Source organism: Escherichia sp. E3659 (genome assembly GCF_005781135.1).
GTDB lineage: Bacteria > Pseudomonadota > Gammaproteobacteria > Enterobacterales > Enterobacteriaceae > Escherichia.
On sequence record NZ_VATQ01000055.1, the window covers coordinates 17,162 to 26,122 of the forward strand.

20 protein-coding genes are annotated in these 8,961 nt (G+C 49.6%); 1 reads left to right on the forward strand and 19 read right to left on the reverse strand.

From position 1 onward, the window contains the following. Positions 1 to 11: 11 nt before the first annotated feature. The 16 genes from rpsH to rpsJ all read right to left on the reverse strand — a co-directional run bounded on the left by rpsH (position 12) and on the right by rpsJ (position 7,129). Complete coding sequence (gene rpsH / locus FEK47_RS23875) at positions 12 to 404, reverse strand: 30S ribosomal protein S8 (RefSeq protein WP_000062611.1); 393 nt, start codon at positions 402 to 404, stop codon at positions 12 to 14. A 33-nt stretch (positions 405 to 437) separates the two neighbouring features. Next, positions 438 to 743, reverse strand: a complete 306-nt coding sequence (gene rpsN, locus FEK47_RS23880) for a 30S ribosomal protein S14 (protein ID WP_001118930.1) — start codon at positions 741 to 743, stop codon at positions 438 to 440. 14 nt (positions 744 to 757) lie between these two features. Then, complete coding sequence (rplE, locus tag FEK47_RS23885) at positions 758 to 1,297, reverse strand: 50S ribosomal protein L5 (protein WP_001096200.1); 540 nt, start codon at positions 1,295 to 1,297, stop codon at positions 758 to 760. Between the two features lie 14 nt (positions 1,298 to 1,311). Beyond that, complete coding sequence (rplX, locus tag FEK47_RS23890) at positions 1,312 to 1,626, reverse strand: 50S ribosomal protein L24 (protein ID WP_000729185.1); 315 nt, start codon at positions 1,624 to 1,626, stop codon at positions 1,312 to 1,314. A gap of 10 nt (positions 1,627 to 1,636) precedes the next feature. Further along, entirely contained in the window at positions 1,637 to 2,008 is a 372-nt protein-coding gene (gene rplN / locus FEK47_RS23895; protein WP_000613955.1) for a 50S ribosomal protein L14, read from the reverse strand. A gap of 164 nt (positions 2,009 to 2,172) precedes the next feature. After that, positions 2,173 to 2,427 (reverse strand): 30S ribosomal protein S17, encoded by a 255-nt coding sequence (rpsQ, locus tag FEK47_RS23900; RefSeq protein ID WP_000130100.1) that lies wholly within the window; start codon positions 2,425 to 2,427, stop codon positions 2,173 to 2,175. Beyond that, positions 2,427 to 2,618 carry a 50S ribosomal protein L29 gene (gene rpmC / locus FEK47_RS23905; protein WP_000644741.1) on the reverse strand — a complete coding sequence of 64 codons (192 nt, stop codon included), beginning with the start codon at positions 2,616 to 2,618 and terminating at the stop codon, positions 2,427 to 2,429. The genes rpsQ and rpmC overlap by 1 nt, the downstream gene beginning before the upstream one ends. Continuing rightward, positions 2,618 to 3,028: a 50S ribosomal protein L16 gene (gene rplP, locus FEK47_RS23910; RefSeq protein ID WP_000941212.1), complete on the reverse strand. Its 411-nt coding sequence runs from the start codon at positions 3,026 to 3,028 to the stop codon at positions 2,618 to 2,620. The genes rpmC and rplP overlap by 1 nt, the downstream gene beginning before the upstream one ends. Before the next feature lie 12 nt (positions 3,029 to 3,040). Continuing rightward, the gene (gene rpsC / locus FEK47_RS23915; RefSeq protein WP_000529945.1) at positions 3,041 to 3,742 is read right to left on the reverse strand and encodes a 30S ribosomal protein S3; all 702 of its coding nucleotides are present in this window, start codon (positions 3,740 to 3,742) and stop codon (positions 3,041 to 3,043) included. Positions 3,743 to 3,759: 17 nt separating this feature from the next. After that, on the reverse strand, positions 3,760 to 4,092 hold the full coding sequence (gene rplV, locus FEK47_RS23920; protein ID WP_000447529.1) for a 50S ribosomal protein L22: 333 nt from the start codon (positions 4,090 to 4,092) through the stop codon (positions 3,760 to 3,762). Positions 4,093 to 4,106: 14 nt separating this feature from the next. Next, positions 4,107 to 4,385 carry a 30S ribosomal protein S19 gene (gene rpsS / locus FEK47_RS23925; protein WP_001138117.1) on the reverse strand — a complete coding sequence of 93 codons (279 nt, stop codon included), beginning with the start codon at positions 4,383 to 4,385 and terminating at the stop codon, positions 4,107 to 4,109. Between the two features lie 16 nt (positions 4,386 to 4,401). Then, complete coding sequence (gene rplB, locus FEK47_RS23930; RefSeq protein WP_000301864.1) at positions 4,402 to 5,223, reverse strand: 50S ribosomal protein L2; 822 nt, start codon at positions 5,221 to 5,223, stop codon at positions 4,402 to 4,404. A 17-nt stretch (positions 5,224 to 5,240) separates the two neighbouring features. Beyond that, the gene (rplW, locus tag FEK47_RS23935) at positions 5,241 to 5,543 is read right to left on the reverse strand and encodes a 50S ribosomal protein L23 (protein ID WP_000617544.1); all 303 of its coding nucleotides are present in this window, start codon (positions 5,541 to 5,543) and stop codon (positions 5,241 to 5,243) included. Further along, on the reverse strand, positions 5,540 to 6,145 hold the full coding sequence (gene rplD / locus FEK47_RS23940; RefSeq protein ID WP_000424395.1) for a 50S ribosomal protein L4: 606 nt from the start codon (positions 6,143 to 6,145) through the stop codon (positions 5,540 to 5,542). Before rplD ends, rplW begins: the two co-directional genes overlap by 4 nt. A gap of 10 nt (positions 6,146 to 6,155) precedes the next feature. Beyond that, positions 6,156 to 6,785: a 50S ribosomal protein L3 gene (rplC, locus tag FEK47_RS23945; protein WP_000579833.1), complete on the reverse strand. Its 630-nt coding sequence runs from the start codon at positions 6,783 to 6,785 to the stop codon at positions 6,156 to 6,158. Positions 6,786 to 6,817: 32 nt separating this feature from the next. Beyond that, a complete protein-coding gene (rpsJ, locus tag FEK47_RS23950; RefSeq protein ID WP_001181004.1) occupies positions 6,818 to 7,129 on the reverse strand; it encodes a 30S ribosomal protein S10 in 312 nt (103 codons plus the stop codon). Positions 7,130 to 7,507: 378 nt separating this feature from the next. Between rpsJ and FEK47_RS23955 the strand changes: the two genes are divergently transcribed. Then, the gene (locus FEK47_RS23955) at positions 7,508 to 7,975 is read left to right on the forward strand and encodes an A24 family peptidase (protein WP_138183406.1); all 468 of its coding nucleotides are present in this window, start codon (positions 7,508 to 7,510) and stop codon (positions 7,973 to 7,975) included. Here FEK47_RS23955 and bfr read toward each other — a convergent pair. The 3 genes from bfr to FEK47_RS23970 all read right to left on the reverse strand — a co-directional run. Continuing rightward, positions 7,972 to 8,448, reverse strand: coding sequence for a bacterioferritin (bfr, locus tag FEK47_RS23960; RefSeq protein ID WP_000675515.1), 477 nt, complete (start codon positions 8,446 to 8,448; stop codon positions 7,972 to 7,974). The two genes, FEK47_RS23955 and bfr, sit on opposite strands and share 4 nt — an antisense overlap. Positions 8,449 to 8,520: 72 nt before the next feature. After that, a complete protein-coding gene (bfd, locus tag FEK47_RS23965; protein WP_000289090.1) occupies positions 8,521 to 8,715 on the reverse strand; it encodes a bacterioferritin-associated ferredoxin in 195 nt (64 codons plus the stop codon). 182 nt (positions 8,716 to 8,897) lie between these two features. Further along, positions 8,898 to 8,961: elongation factor Tu (locus FEK47_RS23970; protein ID WP_072095827.1), on the reverse strand; the 64-nt coding region annotated here is incomplete at its 5' end.

Here is an 8,961-nt window from a genome sequence, read left to right on the forward strand (position 1 = left end):
TTTTCCTCCGATTAGGCTACGTAGCAGATAATTTCGCCACCAAGACCAGCCTGGCGCGCTGCACGATCAGTCATAACACCTTTAGAGGTAGAAACAACTGCGATACCCAGACCCGCCATAACTTTCGGCAGCTCATCTTTACGTTTATAGATGCGCAGACCTGGGCGGCTGACACGCTGAATGCTTTCTACAACAGCTTTGCCCTGGAAATACTTCAGAGTAAGTTCCAGTTCAGGCTTGGTGTCGCCTTCAACTTTAAAATCTTCAATAAAACCTTCTTCCTTCAGCACGTTGGCGATTGCCACTTTCAGCTTGGAGGAAGGCATGGTGACCGCAGCTTTGTTCGCGGCCTGACCGTTACGGATACGGGTCAGCATATCCGCGATCGGATCTTGCATGCTCATCTGTCTTTACTCCCGTGATTCAATTGGTGACAATTACCAGCTAGCCTTTTTCAGACCCGGGATTTCACCGCGCATAGCGGCTTCACGGACCTTAATACGGCTCAACCCGAACTTCCGCAGGAAACCATGCGGACGACCTGTTTGACGGCAGCGGTTACGCTGACGAGACGGGCTGGAATCACGCGGCAGAGTCTGCAGCTTGAGAACAGCATTCCAACGATCTTCGTCGGAAGCGTTCACATCAGAGATGATCGCTTTCAGTTCAGCGCGTTTCGCGAAGTATTTATCAGCTAAAGCTACGCGTTTTACTTCGCGTGCTTTCATTGATTGCTTAGCCATTTAGTAACCCTACCTTACTTGCGGAACGGGAAGTCAAAGGCAGCCAGCAGAGCACGGCCTTCTTCGTCAGATTTCGCAGTAGTGGTAATGGTAATATCCAAACCACGAACGCGGTCGACTTTATCGTAGTCGATTTCTGGGAAGATGATCTGCTCACGGACACCCATGCTGTAGTTACCACGACCGTCGAAAGACTTAGCGGACAAGCCACGGAAGTCACGGATACGCGGTACAGCAATAGTGATCAGGCGCTCAAAGAACTCCCACATGCGTTCGCCACGCAGAGTTACTTTACAGCCGATCGGATAGCCCTGACGGATTTTGAAGCCTGCAACAGATTTGCGTGCTTTGGTGATCAGCGGTTTTTGACCGGAGATTGCTGCCAGGTCTGCTGCTGCGTTATCCAGCAGTTTTTTGTCAGCGATCGCTTCACCAACACCCATGTTCAGGGTGATCTTCTCGACCCGAGGGACTTGCATGACAGAATTGTAGTTAAACTCAGTCATGAGTTTTTTAACTACTTCGTCTTTGTAGTAATCATGCAGTTTCGCCATCGTACTACTCCAAATTACTTGATAGTTTCGCTGTTAGACTTGAAGAAACGGACTTTTTTGCCGTCTTCGAATCTAAAGCCTACACGGTCAGCCTTGCCGGTTGCCGCATTGAAGATTGCTACGTTGGAAACCTGAATAGCGGCTTCTTTTTCAACGATGCCACCCGGTTGGTTCAGGGCCGGAACCGGCTTCTGATGTTTCTTAACCAGGTTGATACCTTCAACAATGACCTTGCCGGAAGACAGGACATTCTTAACTTTACCGCGTTTACCTTTATCTTTACCGGTTAACACGATAACTTCGTCATCACGACGGATTTTCGCTGCCATGATTCGCTCCTTAGAGTACTTCTGGTGCCAGAGAGATAATTTTCATGAACTTCTCACTACGAAGCTCACGAGTTACCGGCCCAAAAATACGCGTACCGATAGGCTGCTCGCTGTTGTTGTTCAGAAGAACACAAGCATTACCATCGAAGCGAATGACAGAACCGTCCGGGCGACGAACACCCTTCTTGGTGCGCACCACTACCGCCTTCAGCACATCACCTTTTTTGACCTTACCACGCGGAATTGCTTCTTTGATGGTGATCTTGATGATGTCGCCTACGCCTGCGTAGCGACGGTGCGAGCCACCCAGAACCTTGATACACATTACGCGACGTGCACCGGAGTTGTCGGCGACGTTCAGCATAGTCTGTTCTTGGATCATTTTAGTGCTCCGCTAATGTCAACTACTACTGAGACCCGAAAATCAGGTCGTTAAAAATCCCCATATCGAGGGCGCGGCATTATAACACCGCTTCAAGGATATGGGTAGAAAAAATAAACGGCTCATTTCTGAGCCGTTTATTCGTATCGAGAGAGTGTACTGTATTACAGAACCGCTTTCTCTACAACGCGAACCAGCGTCCAGGATTTAGTCTTGGACAGCGGACGGCATTCGCGGATTTCAACCACGTCACCGATACCGCATTCGTTGTTCTCGTCATGTACGTGCAGTTTGGTCGTACGCTTGATGAATTTACCGTAGATCGGGTGTTTCACAAAACGTTCGATAGCAACAACAATGGATTTCTCCATTTTGTCGCTAACAACGCGACCTTGCAGAGTACGGATTTTATCGGTCATTACGCACCCGCCTTCTCGTTCAGTAAAGTCTTAACGCGTGCGACATCGCGACGCACTTGCTTCAACAGGTGAGACTGTTGCAGCTGGCCACTTGCAGCCTGCATACGCAGGTTGAACTGCTCACGCAGCAGGTTCAGCAGCTCGGTGTTCAGCTCTTCAACGCTCTTCTCACGCAGCTCTTTTGCTTTCATTACATCACCGTCTTAGTTACAAAGGTGGTTTTAATCGGCAGTTTCGCTGCTGCCAGCTTGAATGCTTCACGGGCCAGCTCTTCCGGAACACCGTCCATTTCATACAGGACTTTACCCGGCTGAATCAAGGCAACCCAATACTCCACGTTACCTTTACCTTTACCCATACGCACTGCCAGCGGCTTTTCAGTGATCGGTTTGTCCGGGAACACACGGATCCAGATCTTACCTTGACGCTTAACTGCACGGGTCATAGCACGACGTGCTGCTTCGATCTGACGTGCAGTCAGACGACCACGGCCAACAGCTTTCAGACCGAAGCTGCCGAAGCTAACATCCGTACCCTGCGCCAGACCGCGGTTACGGCCTTTGTGCATTTTACGGAATTTTGTACGCTTTGGTTGTAACATCAGCGACGCTCCTTATTTACGGCCTTTACGCTGCTGCTTTTTAGGCTGAGCAGCCGGTTTTTCCGGTTGTTCAACAGCAGCCATACCACCCAGGATCTCGCCTTTGAAGATCCACACTTTAACGCCGATTACACCGTAAGTGGTGTGCGCTTCAGAGGTGTTGTAGTCGATGTCAGCACGCAGAGTGTGCAGCGGTACGCGACCTTCGCGGTACCATTCGGTACGTGCGATTTCCGCGCCGCCCAGACGGCCGCTAACTTCAACTTTAATACCTTTAGCGCCCAGACGCATTGCGTTCTGTACAGCACGCTTCATAGCACGACGGAACATAACACGACGTTCCAGCTGAGAAGTGATGCTGTCAGCAACCAGTTTTGCGTCCAGTTCAGGCTTACGAACTTCGGCGATGTTGATCTGTGCAGGAACGCCAGCGATGTCCGCTACGACCTTACGCAGTTTTTCTACGTCTTCACCTTTTTTACCGATAACGATACCCGGGCGAGCAGTGTGAATGGTTACACGAATGCTCTTAGCCGGACGCTCGATAACGATACGAGATACGGACGCTTTAGCCAGTTCCTTTGTCAGGTACTGACGTACTTTAAAATCGCTGTCCAGGTTGTCAGCGAATTCTTTGGTGTTCGCAAACCAGGTAGAGTTCCATGGTTTTACAATACCCAGGCGAATACCATTAGGATGTACTTTCTGACCCATTGCTAGTCTCCAGAGTCTCAGCGATCGGACACAACCACAGTGATGTGGCTGGTGCGCTTCAGGATGCGATCTGCACGACCTTTTGCACGCGGCATAATGCGCTTCATGCTCGGGCCTTCGTCTACGAAAATTTTCGTAACTTTCAGATCGTCAATGTCAGCGCCATCGTTGTGTTCAGCGTTAGCAATGGCAGATTCCAGAACTTTCTTGACCAGTACAGCCGCTTTCTTGTTGGTGTAGGTCAAAATATCCAGAGCCTGCGACACTTTCTTACCGCGAATCAGGTCAGCAACAAGGCGAACCTTCTGAGCAGAAGAACGAGCATGGCGATGTTTAGCGATAGTTTCCATCTCTTCCTCCTACCTTATTTCTTTTTCGCTTTTTTATCAGCAGCGTGGCCGCGATAAGTACGAGTCGGTGCGAATTCACCCAGTTTGTGGCCGACCATTTCGTCGGTTACAAATACCGGAACGTGCTGACGACCATTATGGACAGCGATGGTCAAACCGATCATGTTAGGAAAGATCGTTGAACGACGGGACCAAGTGCGCAGGGGCTTCTTGTCTCCGCTTTCCACCGCTTTCTCTACCTTCTTCAGCAAGTGCAGGTCAATAAAAGGACCTTTCTTGAGAGAACGTGGCATGGCTTATCCTCTAAAATTATTTGCTACGGCGACGTACGATGAATTTATCAGTACGCTTGTTGCTGCGGGTCTTCTTACCTTTGGTCTGAACGCCCCACGGAGTTACCGGGTGCTTACCAAAGTTACGACCTTCACCACCACCATGTGGGTGGTCTACCGGGTTCATCGCGGTACCGCGAACGGTCGGACGAACACCACGCCAGCGTGCAGCACCTGCTTTACCCAGAACGCGCAGCATATGCTCAGCATTGCCAACTTCGCCCAGAGTTGCACGGCAGTCTGCTTCTACTTTACGCATTTCACCAGAACGCAGACGCAGGGTGACATAAGCACCATCACGAGCAACGATCTGAACGTAAGTACCAGCGGAACGTGCCAGCTGACCGCCTTTACCTGGTTTCATTTCTACGTTGTGAACAGTAGAACCAACCGGGATGTTGCGCATCGGCAGGGTGTTACCTGGTTTGATTGCAGCATCAACGCCAGACTGAATCTGGTCGCCAGCTTTCAGGCCTTTAGGGGCCAGGATGTAACGGCGTTCACCGTCTTTGTACAGAACCAGCGCGATGTTCGCGGAACGGTTCGGATCGTACTCAAGACGTTCAACAACTGCCGGGATACCGTCTTTGTTGCGTTTGAAGTCAACAATACGGTAAGCCTGCTTGTGGCCACCACCGATATGACGAGTGGTGATACGGCCATTGTTGTTACGACCACCGGATTTGCTGTTTTTTTCCAGCAACGGAGCAAAAGGTTTGCCCTTGTGCAGCTCAGGGTTAACCACTTTAACAACGTGGCGACGACCCGGAGATGTCGGTTTACATTTAACAACTGCCATTGTATTACTCCTCCGACTTACTCAGCGCCGCCAACGAAGTCCAGATTCTGGCCTTCTTTCAGGGTGACGTAAGCTTTTTTCCAGTCGCTACGACGACCGATACGCTGTCCGTGACGTTTAACTTTCCCTTTAACTACCAGGGTGTTAACGACTTCGACTTCGACTTCAAACAGTTTCTGCACAGCAGCTTTGATTTCTGCTTTGGTCGCGTCTTTAGCAACTTTGAGTACGATGGTGTTGGATTTTTCCATCGCAGTAGACGCTTTTTCAGAAACGTGCGGTGCACGCAGCACCTTCAGCAGACGTTCTTCACGAATCATGCCAGCATCTCCTCAACTTGCTTAACAGCATCAGCAGTCATTACGACTTTGTCGAAGGCGATCAGGCTAACCGGGTCGATACCAGTTGCATCGCGTACGTCAACCTTGTGCAGGTTGCGCGCAGCCAGGAACAGGTTCTCGTCCAGCTCACCGGTGATGATCAGCACATCTTCCAGAGCCATGTCTTTCAGTTTCTGTGCCAGCAGCTTGGTTTTCGGTGCTTCTACAGAGAACTTCTCGACAACGATCAGACGATCCTGACGTACCAGTTCGGACAGGATGCTTTTCAGCGCGCCGCGGTACATCTTCTTGTTAACTTTTTGACTGTGGTCCTGCGGACGAGCAGCGAAGGTCACGCCACCAGAACGCCAAATCGGGCTCTTGATAGAACCAGAACGCGCACGGCCGGTGCCTTTCTGGCGCCACGGTTTTTTACCGGAACCAGTTACTTCAGCACGAGTCTTCTGAGCACGAGTACCCTGACGAGCACCGGCTGCATAAGCAACAACAACCTGGTGAACCAGCGCTTCGTTGAAATCACGACCGAAGGTAGTTTCGGAAACAGTCAGCGCGCTCTGCGCGTCTTTCAATACTAATTCCATTGCTATCTCCTTACGCCTTCACAGCTGGTTTAACGATCAGGTCGCTACCGGTTGCACCCGGGACAGCACCTTTAACCAGCAGCAGGTTGCGCTCAGCGTCAACGCGTACTACGTCAAGGCTCTGAACGGTTACACGTTCGTTACCCATCTGACCTGCCATTTTCTTGCCTTTGAACACTTTGCCCGGAGTCTGGTTCTGACCGATAGAACCCGGAACGCGGTGAGACAAGGAGTTACCGTGGGTTGCGTCCTGGGTACGGAAGTTCCAGCGCTTAACGGTACCTGCGAAACCTTTACCTTTAGAGGTGCCAGTTACGTCAACTTTTTTAACGTCAGCAAACAGTTCAACGCTAATGCTCTGACCTACAGTGAACTCTTCGCCTTCAGCCAGGCGGAATTCCCACAGACCACGGCCAGCTTCTACGCCAGCTTTAGCGAAGTGGCCAGCTTCAGGCTTGGTCACACGGTTAGCTTTTTTAGCACCGGTGGTTACCTGAATAGCACGGTAGCCATCGTTAGCCAGGTCTTTAACCTGAGTAACGCGGTTTGCTTCAACTTCGATTACGGTTACTGGGATAGAAACGCCGTCTTCTGTGAAGATACGGGTCATACCCACTTTTTTACCGACTAAACCAATCATTGTTTCAACCTCTCAATCGCTCAATGACCTGATTAACCCAGGCTGATCTGCACGTCTACACCGGCAGCCAGATCCAGACGCATCAGAGCATCAACGGTTTTCTCGGTTGGCTCAACGATGTCAACCAGACGCAAGTGAGTACGGATTTCGTACTGATCGCGCGCGTCTTTGTTGACGTGCGGAGAGATCAGAACAGTGAAGCGCTCTTTGCGTGTCGGCAGCGGGATCGGACCACGGACCTGCGCACCAGTGCGCTTGGCAGTCTCGACGATTTCCGCGGTTGCTTGATCGATCAGACGATGATCAAACGCTTTCAGGCGGATACGGATTCTTTGGTTCTGCATGAGACCAGAGCTCCAATTATTTTATAAACGAAAATGATTACTCCTCAGACCCATTACGATTGATGGGAGAGTGTAACCGTTCTTACGTAGCCCCCCGATTGGGAGCATTGTTAGGTAGCCAAATTCGGCTAACTGAGGTTCAGATTGAACCTGCTGTCAACTACGACAAGCCCGCGCATTATACGCAAATCTGAGATTGACGCAAGCATCGGGTAGAAATTAATCGCAACGCACAGATTGCGAGCTGCATTCCACGAAATTTGTAAGGTCGTGAAGATAGCGTTTTTCACCGGAACCTGGTTAACAAACCAGCGATTTCTCTGTTGCTGAGTATCCGGAGTTATTCGATGGTGATACTCCAATTACAGAGGATGTTTTATGGTCGCTACCCTTCCCTTTCTGATTTTGTACGTTTGCTTATCAGTCCTGCTGTTTTTCTGGGATGCAAAGCATGGCTTGTTACCTGACAGGTTTACCTGCCCGTTACTCTGGTCAGGTCTTTTGTTCTATCAGTTTTGTCATCCTGACGGTTTAGCCGATGCGTTATGGGGGGCGATTATTGGTTACGGCACATTCGCTGTCATTTACTGGGGATATCGCATACTGCGTCATAAAGAAGGATTAGGCTATGGTGATGTGAAGTTTCTCGCCGCCCTTGGCGCCTGGCATACATGGGCCTTCTTGCCACGGCTGGTTTTCCTTGCCGCCTCATTCGCTTGCGGAGCCGTAGTTATTGGTCTGCTCATGAGAGGAAAAGAATCATTAAAAAACCCGCTGCCTTTTGGGCCATTTCTGGCAGCTGCGGGTTTCATTGTAGGCTGGGATAGTCTGCTGCCAAGCTATTAATCTTTAACTTTAATTTGTGATTGCAGATAATTTTGCAGGCCGATTTTACCGATGAGATCCAGTTCAGTTTCGAGCCAGTCGATATGACCTTCTTCATCAGCAAGAATCTCGATCATCATATCGCGGCTAACATAGTCATGAACGCTGTCGGCATAAGCGATAGCCTCACGAAGATCCTTCGCACCTTCCAGCTCTAATCGCAGGTCGGATTGCAGCATCTCTTCGACATCTTCACCGATCCCTAGCTTGCCTAAATCCTGTAAGTTAGGGATCCCTTCTAAGAACAAAATACGCTCGATATATTTATCGGCGTGCTTCATCTCATCGATAGATTCATGGTATTCGACATCATTAAGGCGCATCAGGCCCCAGTTTTTAAACATACGGGCATGAAGAAAATACTGATTGATCGCGACAAGCTCATTTCCCAATAGTTTATTGAGATAATTTATGATTTTAACATCACCTTTCATTTTATAGTCCCTCCGCTTCCACTATTAGAGCGTAGATGGGGCTAGCGGGATGTCAAAAAATAAGCGTGAGCTTCAGGCAATCTCTTTAAATTCTGGCATCTGCATCAACTCGTCCTGCATCACTTCGCGCGCGGCGCGAATGCACTTACCACATTGATTTCCCACAGGAATAAACTTGCGTAATTGTTGGAAAGACTGAGGATGAAACTGACGAACTGCCTGGCGAATTTTTTTGTCACTTACACCATTACACAAACAAACGTACATGATTACTCCCGTTCAAATTCTGCGCAAAGTGTAAATGAGAATAGTTATGATTACAATAGCACAGTTTTATTTGCGCCACAGTTCAGCGAGCGAAATTACGACTAAATATTTCGAACTCAAATTACGGGCAGCAAAAAGGGCGCCTAAGCGCCCTTTTTAATTCGAAACTAATTAACGCGTAATTAGCTCAGAACTTTAGCAACAACGCCCGCACCAACGGTACGGCCGCCTTCACGGATTGCGAAA

Coding starts and splice junctions, on each gene's coding strand:
- rpsS (WP_001138117.1), bottom strand. CDS start 4,385: ATGCCACGTTCTCTCAAGAAAGGTCCTTTTATTGACCTGCACTTGCTG.
- rplB (WP_000301864.1), bottom strand. CDS start 5,223: ATGGCAGTTGTTAAATGTAAACCGACATCTCCGGGTCGTCGCCACGTT.
- rpsJ (WP_001181004.1), bottom strand. CDS start 7,129: ATGCAGAACCAAAGAATCCGTATCCGCCTGAAAGCGTTTGATCATCGT.
- bfd (WP_000289090.1), bottom strand. CDS start 8,715: ATGTACGTTTGTTTGTGTAATGGTGTAAGTGACAAAAAAATTCGCCAG.
- rplX (WP_000729185.1), bottom strand. CDS start 1,626: ATGGCAGCGAAAATCCGTCGTGATGACGAAGTTATCGTGTTAACCGGT.
- rpsQ (WP_000130100.1), bottom strand. CDS start 2,427: ATGACCGATAAAATCCGTACTCTGCAAGGTCGCGTTGTTAGCGACAAA.
- FEK47_RS23955 (WP_138183406.1), top strand. CDS start 7,508: ATGGTCGCTACCCTTCCCTTTCTGATTTTGTACGTTTGCTTATCAGTC.
- rplC (WP_000579833.1), bottom strand. CDS start 6,785: ATGATTGGTTTAGTCGGTAAAAAAGTGGGTATGACCCGTATCTTCACA.
- bfr (WP_000675515.1), bottom strand. CDS start 8,448: ATGAAAGGTGATGTTAAAATCATAAATTATCTCAATAAACTATTGGGA.
- rpsC (WP_000529945.1), bottom strand. CDS start 3,742: ATGGGTCAGAAAGTACATCCTAATGGTATTCGCCTGGGTATTGTAAAA.
- rplE (WP_001096200.1), bottom strand. CDS start 1,297: ATGGCGAAACTGCATGATTACTACAAAGACGAAGTAGTTAAAAAACTC.
- rplP (WP_000941212.1), bottom strand. CDS start 3,028: ATGTTACAACCAAAGCGTACAAAATTCCGTAAAATGCACAAAGGCCGT.
- rplW (WP_000617544.1), bottom strand. CDS start 5,543: ATGATTCGTGAAGAACGTCTGCTGAAGGTGCTGCGTGCACCGCACGTT.
- rplV (WP_000447529.1), bottom strand. CDS start 4,092: ATGGAAACTATCGCTAAACATCGCCATGCTCGTTCTTCTGCTCAGAAG.
- rpsH (WP_000062611.1), bottom strand. CDS start 404: ATGAGCATGCAAGATCCGATCGCGGATATGCTGACCCGTATCCGTAAC.
- rplD (WP_000424395.1), bottom strand. CDS start 6,145: ATGGAATTAGTATTGAAAGACGCGCAGAGCGCGCTGACTGTTTCCGAA.
- rplN (WP_000613955.1), bottom strand. CDS start 2,008: ATGATCCAAGAACAGACTATGCTGAACGTCGCCGACAACTCCGGTGCA.
- rpsN (WP_001118930.1), bottom strand. CDS start 743: ATGGCTAAGCAATCAATGAAAGCACGCGAAGTAAAACGCGTAGCTTTA.
- rpmC (WP_000644741.1), bottom strand. CDS start 2,618: ATGAAAGCAAAAGAGCTGCGTGAGAAGAGCGTTGAAGAGCTGAACACC.